General features: G+C 71.5%; 15 protein-coding genes. 7 read left to right on the top strand and 8 right to left on the bottom strand.

Annotated elements, in window-relative coordinates:
• Positions 1–76 precede the first annotated feature (76 nt).
• The 5 genes from ABZ193_RS31725 to tig form a co-directional block, all read right to left on the bottom strand.
• A complete protein-coding gene (locus ABZ193_RS31725) occupies positions 77–481 on the bottom strand; it encodes a hypothetical protein (protein WP_354712510.1) in 405 nt (134 codons plus the stop codon).
• A gap of 42 nt (positions 482–523) precedes the next feature.
• Positions 524–1,819, bottom strand: coding sequence for an ATP-dependent Clp protease ATP-binding subunit ClpX (gene clpX, locus ABZ193_RS31720; protein ID WP_020420755.1), 1,296 nt, complete (start codon positions 1,817–1,819; stop codon positions 524–526).
• Between the two features lie 226 nt (positions 1,820–2,045).
• Entirely contained in the window at positions 2,046–2,675 is a 630-nt protein-coding gene (locus ABZ193_RS31715; RefSeq protein ID WP_020420754.1) for an ATP-dependent Clp protease proteolytic subunit, read from the bottom strand.
• A gap of 26 nt (positions 2,676–2,701) precedes the next feature.
• Entirely contained in the window at positions 2,702–3,316 is a 615-nt protein-coding gene (locus ABZ193_RS31710) for an ATP-dependent Clp protease proteolytic subunit (RefSeq protein ID WP_020420753.1), read from the bottom strand.
• Between the two features lie 140 nt (positions 3,317–3,456).
• A complete protein-coding gene (gene tig, locus ABZ193_RS31705; RefSeq protein WP_020420752.1) occupies positions 3,457–4,848 on the bottom strand; it encodes a trigger factor in 1,392 nt (463 codons plus the stop codon).
• 219 nt (positions 4,849–5,067) lie between these two features.
• Between tig and ABZ193_RS31700 the strand changes: the two genes are divergently transcribed.
• Positions 5,068–6,612 carry an FAD-binding oxidoreductase gene (locus ABZ193_RS31700; protein ID WP_354712509.1) on the top strand — a complete coding sequence of 515 codons (1,545 nt, stop codon included), beginning with the start codon at positions 5,068–5,070 and terminating at the stop codon, positions 6,610–6,612.
• A 4-nt stretch (positions 6,613–6,616) separates the two neighbouring features.
• Here the strand turns inward: ABZ193_RS31700 and ABZ193_RS31695 are convergent, their stop codons facing one another.
• Positions 6,617–6,946 (bottom strand): SRPBCC family protein, encoded by a 330-nt coding sequence (locus ABZ193_RS31695; RefSeq protein ID WP_354712508.1) that lies wholly within the window; start codon positions 6,944–6,946, stop codon positions 6,617–6,619.
• A 51-nt stretch (positions 6,947–6,997) separates the two neighbouring features.
• Here ABZ193_RS31695 and ABZ193_RS31690 point away from each other — a divergent pair, with 51 nt between their 5' ends.
• Positions 6,998–7,405, top strand: coding sequence for a MarR family transcriptional regulator (locus ABZ193_RS31690; RefSeq protein ID WP_020420749.1), 408 nt, complete (start codon positions 6,998–7,000; stop codon positions 7,403–7,405).
• On the opposite strand, the gene ABZ193_RS31685 is transcribed toward ABZ193_RS31690, so the two are convergent.
• The gene (locus ABZ193_RS31685) at positions 7,402–8,556 is read right to left on the bottom strand and encodes an MFS transporter (protein ID WP_354712507.1); all 1,155 of its coding nucleotides are present in this window, start codon (positions 8,554–8,556) and stop codon (positions 7,402–7,404) included. The two genes, ABZ193_RS31690 and ABZ193_RS31685, sit on opposite strands and share 4 nt — an antisense overlap.
• A gap of 91 nt (positions 8,557–8,647) precedes the next feature.
• Between ABZ193_RS31685 and ABZ193_RS31680 the strand changes: the two genes are divergently transcribed.
• Complete coding sequence (locus ABZ193_RS31680) at positions 8,648–9,229, top strand: XRE family transcriptional regulator (RefSeq protein WP_020420747.1); 582 nt, start codon at positions 8,648–8,650, stop codon at positions 9,227–9,229.
• 702 nt (positions 9,230–9,931) lie between these two features.
• Here ABZ193_RS31680 and ABZ193_RS31675 read toward each other — a convergent pair.
• A complete protein-coding gene (locus ABZ193_RS31675; protein ID WP_020420746.1) occupies positions 9,932–10,495 on the bottom strand; it encodes a hypothetical protein in 564 nt (187 codons plus the stop codon).
• A gap of 156 nt (positions 10,496–10,651) precedes the next feature.
• On the opposite strand from ABZ193_RS31675, the gene ABZ193_RS31670 reads away from it, so the two are divergent.
• The 4 genes from ABZ193_RS31670 to ABZ193_RS31655 are packed head-to-tail and all read left to right on the top strand — an operon-like array spanning position 10,652 to position 17,256.
• Positions 10,652–12,166 carry a HAMP domain-containing sensor histidine kinase gene (locus tag ABZ193_RS31670; protein ID WP_020420745.1) on the top strand — a complete coding sequence of 505 codons (1,515 nt, stop codon included), beginning with the start codon at positions 10,652–10,654 and terminating at the stop codon, positions 12,164–12,166.
• Positions 12,163–14,049: a glycosyltransferase family 39 protein gene (locus ABZ193_RS31665; protein WP_354712506.1), complete on the top strand. Its 1,887-nt coding sequence runs from the start codon at positions 12,163–12,165 to the stop codon at positions 14,047–14,049. The genes ABZ193_RS31670 and ABZ193_RS31665 overlap by 4 nt, the downstream gene beginning before the upstream one ends.
• 55 nt (positions 14,050–14,104) lie before the next feature.
• Positions 14,105–15,343: a bifunctional glycosyltransferase family 2/GtrA family protein gene (locus ABZ193_RS31660; RefSeq protein WP_354712505.1), complete on the top strand. Its 1,239-nt coding sequence runs from the start codon at positions 14,105–14,107 to the stop codon at positions 15,341–15,343.
• A 26-nt stretch (positions 15,344–15,369) separates the two neighbouring features.
• Positions 15,370–17,256 carry a glycosyltransferase family 39 protein gene (locus ABZ193_RS31655; RefSeq protein ID WP_354712504.1) on the top strand — a complete coding sequence of 629 codons (1,887 nt, stop codon included), beginning with the start codon at positions 15,370–15,372 and terminating at the stop codon, positions 17,254–17,256.
• The last annotated feature ends 60 nt before the right edge of the window (positions 17,257–17,316 follow it).

The following is a 17,316-nucleotide window of genomic DNA, read 5'->3' as shown; positions in this document are numbered from 1 at the left end:
GGGCGGGGGAGGTCTGGTTGGGGTAGTCGCTTGCCTTTCGTTGCCGGCTTGCGTTGCGTTTCCCGGTGGTGCTGGGTCAGCTGACCCAGCGGCCCACTACCGACAGCAGCCACAGGCCGATGAGCGTCGCCGCGAAGAGGAGGCTTGACCAGCGCAACAGGGGGCGGTAGTCGCCGTCCGCGGTGCGTACCCGGCGTATCGCGTAGAACCCGATGCCGAGCACCGGGAGCGGGATCAGGGGCAGCGCCGACAGCCGCACGGGGGCGGCTACCACGCACGCCAAGGTCATCAGCCCGAGCAGCACCAGCATGACCTTGTACAGGATCGGACTGCTCAGGTACGGCGCGACCACCCGGAAGGTCAGGTCGCTGATGCCACGCACATCGTCCCGCCCCTCCGGGACGACGGTGTCCCCGGCCGCCTCGGCCGGAGCGGTGCCCTCGCCGGCACCCGAACGGGGACCAGCCCCCTCCACGCTCATCCGGCTAGCTTAGCGAGCGTGGAGGAGCCGCCTTCACGCAGATCAGGCCGTTTTCTCGCCACGTTCGCTGCTGCGCCGCCGGGACGGCTGACGCGACACGATCGTGGGATTGACGTTCTCGCGGACCGTCTGCTCCGTGATGACGACCTTGGCGACGTCGGTGCGGCTCGGGATGTCGTACATCACCGGCTGCAGCACCTCCTCCATGATCGCGCGCAGGCCACGGGCGCCGGTGCCGCGCAGCACCGCCTGGTCGGCGATGGCTTCGAGCGCCGTCTTGGTGAACTCCAGCTCGACGTTGTCCATCTCGAAGAGCTTCTTGTACTGCTTCACCAGGGCGTTGCGCGGCTCGGTGAGGATCCGGACCAGCGAGTGCTTGTCCAGGTGCGTCACGTTCGCCACGACCGGGAGACGGCCGATGAACTCCGGGATCAGCCCGAACTTGATCAGGTCCTCGGGCATCGTGTCGGAGAAGACGTCGCTCTCCTCGATCTCGGCCTTCGTGCGGATCTCGGCGCCGAAACCGAGGCCGCGCTTGCCGACCCGCTCGTTGATGATCTTCTCCAGGCCCGCGAACGCGCCCGCCACGATGAACAACACGTTCGTGGTGTCGATCTGGATGAACTCCTGGTGCGGGTGCTTGCGCCCACCCTGCGGCGGCACCGACGCCGTCGTGCCCTCCAGGATCTTCAGCAGCGCCTGCTGCACACCCTCACCGGACACGTCCCGCGTGATCGACGGGTTCTCCGACTTGCGGGCGATCTTGTCGACCTCGTCGATGTAGATGATGCCCGTCTCGGCGCGCTTGACGTCGTAGTCCGCGGCCTGGATCAGCTTCAGCAGGATGTTCTCGACGTCCTCGCCGACGTACCCGGCCTCGGTGAGCGCCGTGGCGTCCGCGATCGCGAACGGCACGTTCAGCATCTTGGCCAGGGTCTGCGCGAGGTAGGTCTTGCCGCAGCCGGTGGGCCCGAGCAGCAGGATGTTCGACTTCGCCAGCTCGACCGGCTCGTCCTTGGCATCCTTCGGACCGGTCTTGTCCTCGGACTGGATGCGCTTGTAGTGGTTGTACACCGCCACGGCGAGCGTCCGCTTCGCGTCGCTCTGGCCGATGATGTACTGGTCGAGGAACTCGTGGATGTCGAGCGGCTTGGGCAGCTCGTCGAGCTTGACGTCGCCGGCCTCGGCCAGCTCCTCCTCGATGATCTCGTTGCACAGGTCGATGCACTCATCGCAGATGTAGACGCCAGGTCCGGCGATGAGCTTCTTCACCTGTTTCTGGCTCTTCCCGCAGAAAGAACACTTCAGCAGGTCCCCGCCGTCGCCGATCCGTGCCATGACCGTTGACCTGTTCCCCTCCGGTGCGCCTGCCGGCACACCTGATCGTGTTCCTGCCCTCGCCGCCGAGCCAGCGGGAAAAATGGCCGCTGCCCCTAGACGGTACCCGCCCGGAGCGCCGCGCGGGAGGACCAGCGGGCGCCGGGCGCCCCGAGACCCTAAACCGGGGGCCGGGGCGCGCCGGGTAGGACACGCACCGGCCGGGTCAGAGTCCCGGGGCCGGGCCTCAGCCGATCTGCGTCGCCTTGCGGTACGGCAGCACCTCGTCGATGATGCCGTACTCCTTGGCCTGCTCGGCGGTCAGGATCTTGTCGCGCTCGATGTCCGCGCGGACCTCGTCGGCGGTCTTGTTCGTGTGCTTGGACAGCGTGGTCTCCATCAGGCGGCGCACCCGCTGGATCTCGTTGGCCTGGATCTCCAGGTCCGAGACCTGCCCGTAGGTGCCCTCGGTGGCCGGCTGGTGGATCAGCACGCGGGCGTTGGGCAGCGCGAGCCGCTTGCCCTTGGTGCCCGCCGCCAGCAGGACCGCGGCCGCGGAGGCGGCCTGGCCGAGCGCGACGGTCTGGATGTCCGGGCGCACGAACTGCATGGTGTCGTAGATCGCCATCAGCGAGGTGAACGAGCCACCCGGCGAGTTGATGTAGATCGTGATGTCGCGGTCGGGGTCCTCGTGCTCGAGGTGCAGCAGCTGGGCCATCACGTCGTTGGCCGACGCGTCGTCCACCTGCACACCCAGGAAGATGACCCGCTCCTCGTACAGCTTGTTGTACGGGTTCGACTCCTTCATGCCGTAGCTCGTGCGCTCGACGTACGACGGCAGGATGTACCGGGACTGCGGAAGCTGGAAGTTGTTCATGAGAGCTTTCTCCTCATCAGGCCCGGTCAGCGGCTGCCGTTGCTGGACGGGAGCTGGTTCTCCCGGGTGAGGACGTGGTCGACGAAGCCGTACTCCCGCGCCTCCTCGGCGGTGAACCAGCGGTCCCGGTCGCCGTCGGCGATGATCTGCTCGACCGACTGACCGGTCTGCTCGGCGGTGATCCGGGCCAGCTCCTGCTTCCACTTGCCGAAGACCTCGGCCTGGATCGCGATGTCGGACGCGGTGCCACCGACACCGGCCGACGGCTGGTGCATCAGGATGCGCGCGTGCGGGAGCGAGTAGCGCTTCCCGGGGGCGCCCGAGGACAGCAGGAACTGCCCCATCGAGGCGGCCAGGCCCATCGCGTAGGTCGCCACGTCCGGCTCGATGAGCTGCATCGTGTCGTAGATGGCGAACCCGGCGGTCACCGAGCCGCCCGGCGAGTTGATGTAGAAGCGGATGTCCGACTCGGAGTCCTCCGCGGACAGCAGCAGGAGCTGCGCGGTGATCCGGTTCGCCACCTCGTCGTTGACCTCGGAGCCGAGGACGACGATGCGCTCCTGGAGCAGCCGCTCGTACACCGAGTCGGTCAGATTGAGGCCCGCGGTCGAGCTGCGAGCCTCTGCCTTGTGCTGCGTCACGTCTGCCTGCCTTTTCACCGCTGTGGCCCTCCCGGAGGGAGATCCACTGTGCACTGTCGAAGATGCTGAGATCTTGTAACCGACCCTAACGAACTCGGGCGGCCCGGCATGCCCGGTACCGCCCAAGTTCGCTGACAGCTTTATTTCTCGGAAGCGGCCGCGGGTTCCTCGGTGACCTCGGTCTCAGTGGCGGCCGCGGGGGCCTCGTCCTCGTCGCCGCCGAAGAGGTCGCTCAGGTCGATCTCGGCGCCGGAGGCGTCGGTGACCGTCGCCTTGCGCACGATCGACGCCAGCGCCTTGCCGCGGCGCACGTCGGCGAAGATCGCGGACAGCTGGCCCGACTGCTGGGCCCGCTGCACGTACTCGTCCGGGCTGATGCCGAAGCGCTGGGCCTGGTAGATGATCCGCTCGGTCAGCTCGGCGTCACCCACCTGGACCTCCTCCGCGTCGGCGACGCTGTCCAGCAGCAGCTGGGTGCGCACCGCCTTCTCGGCCTCGGTCTGCAGCTCGGCGTGGAACTCCTCCAGGGTCTTGCCCTGGGTCTCCAGCACCTTGGCGAGGTTCTCCTCGCTGTGGTCCAGGTCGTGGATCGCGTCGTGCTTGCGGTTCTCGACCTCGGCCTCGACGACCTTCTCCGGCAGCGGGACGTCGACGGACTCCAGCAGCTCGTCCAGGATCTTGTCGCGCGCCTGCACGCCCTGCTGGACCTTCTTCATCTTGGCCAGGCGCTCGCGCAGGTCGGCCTTGAGCTCGTCGATGGTGTCGAACTCGCTCGCCAGCTGGGCGAACTCGTCGTCGGCCTCGGGGAGCTCGCGCTCCTTGACGCTCTGCACGGTCACCGACACCTCGGCGTCGCGGCCGGCGTACTCACCCGCCACCAGCTTCGTGGTGAAGGTCTTGGTCTCGCCCTCGTTCGCGCCGATGATGGCCTCGTCGATGCCGTCGACCAGCTGGCCGGAGCCGATCTCGTAGGACAGCCCGCTGGTGGCCGCCTCCTCGACCTCCTGGCCGTCGACCGTCGCCGACAGGTCGATCGACACGAAGTCGCCGTCCTGGGCGGGGCGCTCGACGCCCTTCAGGGTGCCGAAGCGGGCGCGGAGGTTGTCCAGCTCGGCGTCGACCTCCTCGTCGGTGACCTCGACGTCGTCGACGCTGACCGACAGGCCGCTGAAGTCGGGGAGGGTGATCTCCGGGCGGATGTCCACCTCGGCGGTGAACTCCAGCACCTCACGGTCCTCGAGCTTGGTGACCTCGAAGTCCGGCTGGCCGAGGGTGCGCACCTCGCCGGCCCGCACCGCCTCCAGGTACTTCGCCGGGATGGCCTCGTTGACGACCTCATCGAGCACCGGCGCGCGGCCGATCCGGCTCTCCAGGACGCGAGCGGGCACCTTGCCGGGGCGGAAGCCCGGGATGCGGACCTGCTGGGCGATCTTGGAGTAGGCGCGGTCGAAGTTCGGTTTGAGTTCGTCGAACGGCACCTCGACATTGATCTTGACTCGCGTCGGGCTGAGCTGCTCGACGGTGCTCTTCAACGTGTTCTCCTCGAGCCGTGAAAACCTGGTTTTCGGGTGGTAGCCGACAAGCGGGCACGGCTGTGCCCAAAGGCCGAGTCTAGGCCAGTGACCCGACAGCACCGGCCCGGCCCTGCCTGCCAGGCGGTGAGGTACGGACGCGTGCGCTCCGTTTACATTTACGCACGCTTTGTCTACCGTCTTGGTCCTGCCGTCCCGCCGTCCCCAGGAGCCCGGTCCGTGACAGCCGATGCCCAGGTCCAGGGCGTTCCGCAGGTCGTGGCGGAACCCCCGACGCGCCTGCCGATGGTGGTGGCGCCGACCGTCGCGCTGGCCGCCTGCGGGCTGGGCCTGTGGAGCTGGGCGACGCTGCTCGCCCTGGTCTGGCACTCACCGGCGTGGGTGACCGTGCCGCTGCACACGCTCGCCGTGGTCGCCCTGTTCACCGTGCTGCACGAGGCCGCGCACCACGCCGCGGGCAGCCTCACGTGGGTGAACGGGGCGCTCGGCCGCCTGACGGTGCCGTTCGTGTCGCCGTTCGGCGGCTTCCCCGCGGCCAGGTACGTGCACCTCACCCAGCACCGGTCCGGTTCGCCGGAGCACCTCACGCCGTGGAACACGCGCGGACCGGCGTGGACGCTGCCGCTGCGATGGGCCACCGTCGACCTCTGGTACGCGTGGCGCTACCTGTCCACACCGGGGCGGCCGACCGCGGAGAGCGCCGAGATGCTCGGGATGCTCGTGTTCCTGCCGTGCGTGCTCGCGGCCGTGGTCGGCACCGGGCACGGGTGGGAGCTGGCGGTGGTCTACGTGGTGCCGCAGCGGCTCGCGCTCGCGCTGGTGTCGTGGTGCCACGACTGGCACCCGCGGCGGCGGCCGACCGGCTACCACCGGATGCACGCCGAGCGGCCCGGCCGTCCGTTCTACCGCTACACCGCGATCCCCCGGCCGCGGTCGCCGGAGCCGGCGGCGCCCGCCGCCGAGGCGCCGACGGAGTTCCACCCGCTGACCGTCACCGGCGTGCGCTCGCTGACCGGCGAGGCCGTCGTGGTCACCCTCGCCGTGCCGGACGATCTGCGCGAGGTCTTCCGGTTCACGCCGGGACAGCACCTCGTGCTGCGGGCCGAGATCGACGGCGAGCCGGTGGAGCGCAGCTATGCGATCTGCGCGTGCCCGGACGAACCGGAGCTGCGGGTGGCGATCAAGCGGGTGCCCGGCGGGCGGTTCTCCGGGTACGCCATGGGGTTGCGGCTCGGCGACCGGGTCCTGGCGCGGCCGCCGTCCGGGACGTTCACACTGCGCTCGGAGCCGCGGCACGTGGTGGCTGTCGCGGCGGGGTCGGGGATCGCGCCGGTGCTGCCGGTCGTGGTGCACCTGCTCGAGAAGTCACCCCGCAGCCGGGTGACGCTGCTGTACGTGAACCGGTCCGGGGACGACACGCTGTTCGCCGACGAGCTGTCGGAGTACACGCGCCGCTTCGAAGGGCGGCTGCGGGTGACGCACTACCGGACCGACGAGCGCGACCCGAGCCTGCGGTACGCGCGGGGGACGCGGCCGTTCGACAGCATCGGCCAGGCGCTGGCGATCTCGTACGAGCGGTACCTGCCGGGCGGGCTGGACCCGGGCCGAATCCGGGGGCTGCTGGAGGCGCGGCTGCACCCGTCGAAGGTGGACGAGTGGCTGCTGTGCGCGCCGGCCGAGGTCGCCGGGCCGGTGCGGTCGGCGCTGGCGGAGCACGCCGTGCCGGACGAGGCCGTGCACGTGGAGCACTTCCACCGGCCCTGACCGGTCATTCGCAGAGCGTGCGGACGGACTCCAGTTCACCGCGCACGACCGACGCCTGCTCCGCGACGACCGTCTCCGGTGTGCCGTCCGGGAAGAACATCGTGAACTGGTACTCGGCGCCGTCGCCGTTCGGGAGCACGCGGGTGTAGACGCCGGCGGCCGGGTTGTCGGCGGCGAAGAAGTCGACGGTGCCGTGTTCCCGTGACGCGCGGACGCGCACGCGTGTGCCGTCCACGCCGGGCGCCCACTTCGGCAGCTGGCTGGGGTCGGACACGAGGTCGAAGACGGTCTGGGGCGTGGCGGCGATCGAGACGGACTCGGCAATCGTAGGCATGAGCAGATCGTACGCTCATGCTTATCGTCTTGTCACTCTACGATTCGGTGCGTGGCAGAACTCGGCGCCTCGCTGGCGCGCATCGTGCGGCGGTTGATGAAGGCGGAGGAGCCCGTGCTGCGTGCGCACGGGCTGTCGATGTGGGCGTACGCGGCGTTGTCGAGCCTCGCGGCGCAGCCGGCGACCTCGCAGCTGGCGCTGGCGAAGGCCATCGGTTACGACAAGACCCGGCTGATCGGCCTGCTCGACGAACTCGCCCAGGAGGGCCTGGTGGTGCGCGAGCGCGACCCGGCGGACCGCCGCTCGCACACGGTGCGGCTCACCCCGGACGGCGAGGCCCGCCACGCCGCGGCGCGGGCCGCCATCCGCGCCGTGGAGGACGAGCTGCTCGGCCCGCTGAGCGCCGCCGAGCAGCGTTCGTTCCGCGCGATGCTGGCCCGCGTCGCGGAGGGGGCCTAACGCCGGTCCAGCAGGATCAGCGGCACGGCGGCCGCGGCGAGCGCGGCGCCGATCAGGCAGACCGAGGTGAGCGGGGCGCCCCACGTGAGCGCGGCCGCGGCCAACGCCGGGGTGATGCTGATCCCCAGCTGGAACGCCGAGACAGTGGTGGCGCCGGCGAGGGTCGGCGCGCCGGCCGCGACGGTGAAGACGCGTCCGTAGATGGCCGGGTTCAGCACGAACGCCCCCACGCCGAGCAGGAAGACCAGCGGCACCACCGCCCAGCCGTGCCCGACCGCGGCGGCCATCGCCACCGAGAGCACCACGATCGCGCCGGCGCCGGTCAGCAGCGCCAGGTGCGGGCGGCGGTCGGACACCCGGCCACCGATCGACAGCCCGGCGAACGCCCCGATGCCGAACAGCGCGAGGATCGCCGGGACCCACACCGCGGGCACGGTGAGCATGGCCGCCAGGTAGTTGAACGTGATCATGTAGGCGGCCGTGGTCAGGATCGTGATCGCGAACAGGCCCCACAGCGCCGGTTTCCGCATGGTGGCGAGTTCACCCGGGACGCTGGGCCTGCTCGCGTGGTTCGGCGTGGCGGGGATGCCGAGCAGGCACCCGGCGATCCCGGCCACCGTCAGGGCCACCACCGCCCAGAACCCGCCGCGCCAGTCGGTGAAGTGGCTGAGCAGCGTGCCCGCGGGCCCGCCGGCGACCATCGCCACGCTGAGCCCGCTCACCACGACGCCGGAGGCCCTGGCTTTCCGGTCGGGCGTCACGAGGCTGATCGCGGTCACCGACGCGACCGCGAAGAAGCCGGCGTAGGCGATGCCGGCGACCACGCGCGTGACCACCAGGACGGGGTAGTCACCGAGCAGCCCGGCGGCGATGCTCGCGGCGAAGACACCCTGCGCCACCACCAGCGTCGTGCGGCGCGGCCAGCGCAGGCTGAGCACCGCGAACGGTGGCCCGCCGAGCACCACACCGAGCGCGAACGCGGTGATCAGGAACCCGGCCGAGGACAGCGTGACGTCCAGGTCCGCGGCGACCGCCGGCAGTACCCCGGCCAGCAGGAACTCCGCCGTGCCCATCGCGAACAGGCTGAAGCCGAGCAGGTACACCCCTGCGGGCAGGCGGTTCCGGGTCCGCCTGCCGACCAACATCTCCATTCGGATCACCTCCACCGCGAGGATCCGGAGATCCGCCCGGCTCCGACAACAGACGTTGCCGAAACCGGGACGCCTTTGGTTCACTCCGCCTGTGGAGTCGCAACCGACCGTCGGCGCCGTCATCGAGCAGATCGCTCCCCGGCTGCGGCGCGCCCGTGAGCGGAAGAACGTCAGCCTGACCGCGCTGGCGCGCGCCACCGGCATCTCGACGAGCACGTTGTCGCGGCTGGAGTCGGGTCAGCGCAAGCCGAGCCTGGAGCTGCTGCTGCCGGTCACCGCCGCGCTGGGGGTGCCGCTCGACGAGATCGTCGCCGCGCCCCGGATCGTCGACCCGCGGGTGCCCCAGGAGCCGACGCGGAAGGACGGCAGGGTGCTGATCCCGCTGTCCCGGCAGCAGACCGAACCGCGGGCGTACAAGATGATCATCCCGGCGCACGACGAGGAGCCGCACCTGCGCACCCACGCGGGCCACGAGTGGCTGTACGTGCTGCGTGGACGGCTCCGCGTGCAACTGGGCGGCCAGGACTTCGTGATGGGCGCCGGGGAGGCCGCCGAGTTCGACTGCCAGATCCCGCACTGGTTCGGCGCGGCCGGCCGGGGTGCCGTGGAGGTGCTGAGCCTGTTCGGCAAGCAGGGTGAGCGCATCCACCTGCGCACGCGGGCGCGCGGCTGACGGTTAGCGGCGGGGTGTCCCGGTCGACCCACACCGTGACGGTGCGCGGAGGGCGCGATGGCGCGCCAGGCGCGCCGCTGGCGGTCAGGCCGGCGTGTCCCGCTCGAGCCAGACCGTCACCGTGGGCGGACGGCGCGGCGTGCGGGTCCTGGCGAGCGATGCGTCCGGCGACCGGCGGTGCGCCGGTCACCCCGTCGGTCAGCACCACGCCGGTTTCATCGGCCAGCGCGCGAGCCTGCGGGACCGACAGCCCCACGAACTCCGGGACCGGCCACTCGGGCTGGTAGTTCAGGTTCCGCGACGCCCCGCCCATCCGGCGATGCTAACGGCGCAGCCGCAAAGCCAGCGTCGGGCAGAGGCGGGCCGCTCGTTCGGCGTGTGGGACCAGTCCGGGCGGCACCTCGGGCTCCCGGGTGGGCGGCACCGGGTAGCCCCACGGGTCCCGGTCCAGCGCGCCAGCGCCGTGCGCGAGGTCCGCGTCCCGGTCGGCCAGCGCGGGAAACCCCGTTGCGGCGCGCGCTCGCCCCGCCAGGTAGGCCCTATCCGCGCCGCCGTCCGTGGGACGACAAGTCCCCGCCGCGGAGCGCGGGCACCGTAGCGCTGTCCGAAGTGGACTCCCCCGTCGCTGAAGCCTCGTGCACCGTGCCCGCGACCGCGGTCAGCCAGCCGGCCCGCCGCGCGTCGCTCTCCCTCGCGCCCACGTCAGTTCGAGCCCGATGTGCTGTCGTCGCGGCGCGGCAGCACGCCCTGCTGACCGCCCGGGCCTGCCATAGCAGTGCCCTCGGTCAGCGTGTCGGCGGTCGCGGCGTCGCCGGACACCGATGCGACGACTGTGACCGTGTCGCCGGTGGCGATGCTGCTCAGGTCGGCGTTGCCGCCGACCGCGGTGTCGCTGTCGATCGTGTAGGTCTTGGTGTAGCCGTCGTCGCTCTTGGCGGTCAGCGACGTCGCGCTGACCTCGGTCACGGTGCCGATCTGCATCAGCTCGGTGGTGTAGCCGCCGTTGCCGTCGGAGACGACGTACTCGCCGTGCAGCGCGTTCATCATCGCGCTCGGCGAACCGCCGCCGGGCATCCCCATTCCGCCCTGGCTCATCGCCGACGAATCGGTCGAACCGCTCGCCGCGTAGATCGCCACGCCACCCGCGCCCGCGACGCCGACCGCGATGGCGACCGCGGCCACGGTCTTGCGCGCGGACCACTTCCGCGGCGGCTGCTGGGCGCCCCATTCCTGGGACTGCGGGGCGGTCTGCTGTTCCGTGGTCATCGTGGGTTCCTCTCGCCGGTGCGTCGAGGACCAGCTTCGGCGGCTCCGCTGTGGACCGACTGTGGGACGGGTGAAGGATTCCTGTGCCCGGACGGACACAGCCGCCTCACAGGGACGGCACAAGCACCACACACGAACCCGACGGATCGTCGTGGCATGAACCTGCCCCACCGGCGGGCCGGGACGCGACCGCGGCGCGTCCGCCCGCTGCGGACCAAGCTGATCGCGGCGCTCGTCGCGCTGCTCGCCGTCGTGTGCCTGGTGGTGGGCGTGATCAGCGAGTTCGCGCTGAGCAGGTTCCTCACCCAGCAGGTCGACACCCAGGTGCGGGACGCGGTCGAGCGGACCCGGCACTTCGACGGGCCCGCCGGAAACGATCCGCTGCACATCCCGGGCACCGCGGAAGGCACCCTGTACGCGCAGCTCTCCGGCGGCCGGGTGCTCGAAGCGGCCACCCTCGCCCCCATCCCGGGCTCGCCGGAGAACGAGGCGCAGGCGCTGCCCGCCGCCGACGCCGCGGCCCTGCCGGCGATCCCGGTCGACGGCCACGCCCACACGATCTCGCTGTCCAGCGGCGACTACCGGGTCATCGCGACCATCGACGACGGGGTCGTGCTGGTCCTCGGCCTGCCGATGAACCAGGCCGAGGACACGCTGCTCACCGTCGGGATCATCCTCGCCGCGGTCGCCGCGATCGCCGTGCTGGGCGCGGGGTTCGTCGGGGCGTTCGTCGTGCGCCGGACCCTGCGCCCGCTGGACCGCGTGGCCGCGGCGGCGTCCAAGGTGACCGAGCTGCCGCTGGACCGCCGCGACGTCGCGTTGTCAGTGCGCGTCCCGGTCACCGACACCGACCCCTCCACCGAGGTCGGTCAGGTCGGCTACGCGCTGAACCGGATGCTCGTGCACATCGACAACGCCCTCGACGCCCGCGCGAACAGCGAGATGCGGGTGCGCCAGTTCGTCGCGGACGCCAGCCACGAGCTGCGCACGCCGCTCGCCGCGATCCGCGGGTACGCCGAGCTGACCCGGCGCAGCGGCGGCCGCGTGCCGCCGGAAATCGCGCACGCGATGAGCCGCGTCGAATCCGAAGCCGACCGCATGACGACGCTGGTCGACGACCTGCTGCTGCTCGCCCGGTTGGACGCGGGACGCCCGCTCGACGCCGGCGAGGTCGACCTGACCCGCCTGGTCGCCGACGCCGTCGGCGACGCGCACATCACCGGGCCGGGGCACCGGTGGCGGCTCGAGCTGCCGCCCGACCCGGTCGTGGTGACCGGCGACGCGCAGCGCCTGCACCAGGTGCTCGGCAACCTGCTCGCCAACGGCCGCACGCACACCCCGCCCGGCACGACGGTGACCACGCGGCTGACCGTGTCGGCGGACGGCAGCGCGGTCCTGACCGTCACCGACGACGGCCCCGGCATCGCGCCGGACCTGCTGCCGCACGTCTTCGAACGCTTCGCGCGCGGCGACTCGTCACGCTCCCGCACGGCAGGCAGCACCGGTCTCGGCATGGCCATCGTCGCCGCGGTGGTGCACGCGCACCACGGCACGGTCGGCGTGCACAGCAGACCCGGCCGCACCGAGTTCGAGGTGCGGCTGCCGCGCACAGGTTCCGCACAGGAACGCCACAAGACCGGCCAAGCTCGCGCGGTCACAGTGAACTCATGACGGCCCTCGCCGAGCGCGGCTCCACGCCCTCGACCCCCGAACCCGCCGATCCGCACCCGTCCCGCCCGGGGTGGGTGCGCCCGGCACTGGGCGGGCTGCTGATCGCCACCGCCGTGCTCTACCTGTGGGGGCTGAGCGCGTCCGGCTGGGCCAACGCGTTCTACTCGGCCGCCGCGCAGGCCGGCGGGGAGAGCTGGAAGGCGTGGTTCTTCGGCTCCAGCGACGCCGCGAACGCGATCACCGTCGACAAGACACCCGCCGCCCTGTGGGTGATGGGCCTGTCGGTGCGGCTGTTCGGGCTCAGCTCGTGGAGCATCCTCGTGCCGCAGGCGCTGATGGGCGTCGGCTCGGTATGGGCGCTGTTCGCTTCCGTGCGCCGCGTCTCCGGGCCGGCGGCAGGACTGCTGGCAGGTGCGGTGCTCGCGCTGACCCCGGTGGCGGCGCTGATGTTCCGCTTCAACAACCCGGACGCGCTGCTGGTCCTGCTGCTCGTGCTCGGCGCGTATTGCGTGACGCGGGCGCTGGAGAAGGCGTCCCCGAAGTGGCTCGCGCTGGCCGGGGTCGCGGTCGGGTTCGGCTTCCTGGCGAAGATGCTGCAGGCGTTCCTGGTGCTCCCGGCGTTCGCGATCGCCTACCTCGTCGCCGCACCCGCCTCGCTGGGCAAGCGGCTGCTGCACCTGCTCGGCGCGCTGGGCGCGGTGGTCGTCTCGGCGGGCTGGTACCTCGCGGTCGTCGAGCTGTGGCCGGCGGACTCGCGGCCGTTCATCGGCGGGTCGCAGAGCAACAGCATCCTCGAACTGACCCTCGGCTACAACGGCGTCGGCCGGATCACCGGCGACGAGGTCGGCAGCCTCGGCGGCGCGCAGAGCAGCGGCAGCTGGGCGCGGCTGTTCGGCAGTGAGATGGCGGGCGGGATCGCCTGGCTGCTGCCCGCCGCCGCGATCGCCACCGGCGCGCTCGCGTGGCTGACCTGGCGCGCCCCGCGCACCGACCGGACCCGCGCCGCGACGATCCTGTGGGGCGGCTGGCTGGTCGTCACCGGCGGCGTGTTCAGTTTCATGAGCGGGATCATCCACCCCTACTACACGGTCGCGCTGGCCCCGGCGGTCGCCGCGCTCGTCGGCACCGGCGCCGTGCGGCTGTGGCGGGCGCGGACGCACCCGATCGCGTCCGGGCTGCTGTCCAGCGGGGTCGTGCTCACCGCGCTGACCGCATACCTGTTGCTGACGCGGGAATCCACCTGGCTGCCCTGGCTGAAGTACGTGGTGCTGCTGCTCGGGCTGGCCGCCGCGGTGCTGGTGCTGGTGTCCGACCGGCTGCCGCGCGCCGGCGCCCGCGGGGTCGCGGCGCTGGCCCTGATCGCCTCGCTCCTCGGGTCCGGCGCGTACACGGTGGCGACCGTCGCCACGCCGCACTCCGGCGCGATCCCCTCGGCCGGGCCGAGCAGCGGCGGGTTCGGCGGCTTCGGCGGCCAGGGCGGCCCGCCCGGTGGTGGTCAGCGCGGCGGGATGCGCGGCGGCGTCGGCAGCCTGCTCACCACCACGACACCGAGCGCCGAGATGACCGCGCTGCTGCAAGCCGACGCGGAGAACTACACGTGGGTCGCGGCCACCGTCGGCTCCAACCCGGCGGCGAGCTACCAGCTGGCGTCCGGCTTCCCTGTGATGGCGCTGGGCGGGTTCAACGGCACCGACCCGTCCCCGACGCTGGCGCAGTTCCAGCAGTACGTGGCGGACGGGCGGATCCACTACTTCATCGGCGAGCCGACCGAGATCAACAGCACCGGCGGCAGCGACTCGGCCGAGGAGATCGCCGAATGGGTCGCCGCGAACCACAGCGCGACCACTGTGGACGGTGTAACCGTGTACGACCTGACTTCCTAGGCGCCACAAGAACTTTTCACAGAAGGGGCACAGCGGGCCGGCCGATCGTGGAGTCATGACAGTCACGACTCCCGCGGCCGGCCCCGGCACCACCCGCATCGACACCTGGACAGCCAACCCGGTTCTCGATGTCGTCATCCCGGTCTACAACGAGGAAACCGACCTGGAGCCGTGCATCCGCCGGCTGCACGCCCACTTGACCGCCACCCTCCCCTACCGCTTCCGCATCACCGTCGCCGACAACGCGAGCACCGACACCACACTGCAGGTGGCCGAGCGCCTCGCCCGCGAGTTCGCCGAGGTCGAGGTGCACCACCTGGACCTCAAGGGCCGCGGGCGGGCACTGAACGCCGTCTGGTCCACTTCGGACGCTCCGGTCGTCGCCTACATGGACGTCGACCTGTCGACCGACCTGGCCGCGCTGGCGCCGCTGGTCGCCCCGCTGATCTCCGGGCACTCGGACGTCGCGATCGGCTCGCGGCTGGCCCGCGGCGCCCGCGTCGTGCGCGGCCCCAAGCGCGAGTTCATCTCCCGCTGCTACAACCTCATCCTGCGCGGCGCGCTCGCCGCCAAGTTCTCCGACGCGCAGTGCGGTTTCAAGGCGATCCGCTCCGACGTGGCCAGGCAGCTGCTGCCGCTGGTCGAGGACACCGGCTGGTTCTTCGACACCGAACTGCTGGTGCTCGCCGAGCGCGCCGGGCTGCGCATTCACGAGGTGCCGGTGGACTGGGTGGACGATCCGAACTCCTCGGTCGACATCATCGCGACAGCGACCGCCGACCTCAAGGGCGTGGCCCGGATGCTGCGCGCGTTCACCAAGGGCACGCTGCCGATCAGCGACCTGCGCGCGCAGCTGGGCCGCCACCCGATCGGCGTGTCGGCGCCCGGGGTGCCGCCGCGGCTGGCCACGCAGCTGGTCCGCTTCGCCGCGATCGGTGTCGGCAGCACGCTCGCCTACCTGGTGCTGTTCCTGCTGCTGCGCCTCGGCATGGGCGCCCAGCTCGCCAACTTCCTGGCGCTGGGCCTCACCGCCGTCGCCAACACCGCCGCCAACCGCCGGTTCACCTTCGGCGTGCGCGGCGCGAAGGGCGCGGGGCGGCACCAGTTCGAAGGCCTGATCGTGTTCGGCCTCGGGCTCGTCCTGACCAGCGGCTCGCTCGCGCTGCTGACCGGGCTCACCGCGCCCGGGCTCGCACTCGAACTGACCGTCCTGGTGCTGGCGAACCTCGCCGCCACCGTCCTCCGATTCGTCCTGCTGCGCGGCTGGGTGTTCCACCCGCGCCGCCAGAGCTGACTCCACCGAGAGAAAAGAGAGCCGAGATGACCAGCGTCCTGACCGAGCCGGCCCGCACCGGGCCGCGGCACCGGGCCGGGGATCCCGACGGGTCCCCGCCCGGCGGCCGGATACGCCGGCTCTTGCGGGGGCCGTCGAACCAGCCCGCCTGGGTGCGGCCCGCGGTGCTCGCGCTGCTGGCCGCGACCGCGGTGCTCTACCTGTGGAATCTGACCGCCTCCGGCTACGGCAACAGCTTCTACGCCGCCGCGGTCCAGGCCGGCACCCAGGACCTGAAGGCCTGGCTGTTCGGCTCGCTGGACTCCGGCAACTCGATCACCGTCGACAAACCACCCGCCGCGCTGTGGGTCGCGGTGGCCTTCGCGCGGATCTTCGGCTTCTCCAGCTTCACCGTGCTGGCGCCACAGGCGCTGATGGGTGTCGCCTCGGTCGGACTGCTGTACACGACCGTGAAGCGGATGTCCGGACCCGTCGTCGGGTTGTTCGCGGGCGCCGCGTTCGCGCTGACCCCGGTGGCCGTGCTGATGTTCCGGTTCGACAACCCGGACGCGCTGCTGGTGCTGCTGCTCGTGGCGGGCGCGTACTGCACGGTGCGCGCCACCGAGAAGGCGAGTGGGAAGTGGCTGGCGCTGGCCGGTGTCGCGATCGGGTTCGCGTTCCTGACCAAGATGATGCAGGCGTTCCTGGTGCTGCCGGCGTTCGCACTGGTGTACCTGGTGGCCGCGCCGGCCTCGCTGCGGCGTCGCCTGCTGCACCTGCTCGGCGCGCTCGTCGCCGTCGTCGTGTCGGCCGGGTGGTACGTCGCGCTGGTGGAGATCTGGCCCGCGTCTTCGCGTCCCTACATCGGCGGTTCGACGACCAACAGCCTGCTGGAGCTGGCGCTCGGCTACAACGGCCTGGGCCGGATCTTCGGCGGCGACGGCAACACGGGCGGAGGCGGCGGCGCCGGATTCGGCGGCAGCACCGGCCTGTTCCGGATGTTCAACTCCGCCTTCGGCACCGAGATCTCCTGGCTGCTCCCCGCCGCGGCGCTCGGCCTGGTCGCCGGGCTGTGGTTCACCCGCCGCGCGCCGCGCACCGACAACACCCGGCTGTCGCTGCTGCTGTGGGGCGGCTGGCTGGTCATCACCGCGGGCGTGTTCAGCTTCATGAGCGGCACCGTCCACCCGTACTACTCGGTGGCGCTGGCCCCGGCGATCGCCGCGCTGGTCGCGATCGCGGGCAAGGCGCTGTGGCAGGGCCGGGCGAACTCCTCCGCCCGGGCGGTGCTGGCCGGCATGGTCGCGGTGACCGCGGTGTGGGACTACATCCTGCTCGCCCGCACCCCGGACTACCTGCCATGGCTGAAGTTCGTGGTCGTCGCGCTCGGGCTGGTCGTGTCGACCGGGCTGCTGGCCGGGGCCACTCAGTTCCGGCGGATCGGCGCGGTGCTGATCACCGCCGCGGTGCTGGTGTTCGGGCTCGGCGGCGCGGCCTACGCGGTGACCACCGCGAGCGTCGCGCACAACGGCTCGACCCCGGCGTCCGGCCCGGGCAGCAGCGCGATGGCCGGCAGCGTGATGGGCGCCGGCCCGGGCAGGGAGACGTCCTCGGCGGAACTGACCACGCTGCTGTCGCAGACCACGACCAGGTGGGCGGCGGCGGTCAGCGGGTCACAGCAGGCCGCGAGCCTGGAGCTGGCGACCGGCAAGGCCGTCATCGCGATCGGCGGCTGGGACGGCAGCGACGACTCGCCGACGCTGGAGCAGTTCCAGGCCTACGTCGCGGCCGGCGAGATCAAGTACTACCTCGCCGACGGGCAGGGCATGCGCGGCTCCGGTGAGACGTCGTCCAGCGAGATTCAGGCGTGGGTCGCCGCGAACTTCACCGCCACGACCGTCGGCGGCACCACGGTGTACCTGCTGAGCTCATAACCTGGCTTCACGCTGATCTCAGCCTGAGCACAGGCGGGCGGTCGACAGTGGAGGTATAAC

The sequence above is a fragment of the Amycolatopsis sp. NPDC006125 genome (assembly GCF_040614195.1).
GTDB lineage: Bacteria > Actinomycetota > Actinomycetes > Mycobacteriales > Pseudonocardiaceae > Amycolatopsis_E > Amycolatopsis_E tucumanensis.
Note: the sequence above shows the minus strand (reverse complement) of the source record. Positions and strands in the feature narration are given on the sequence as shown.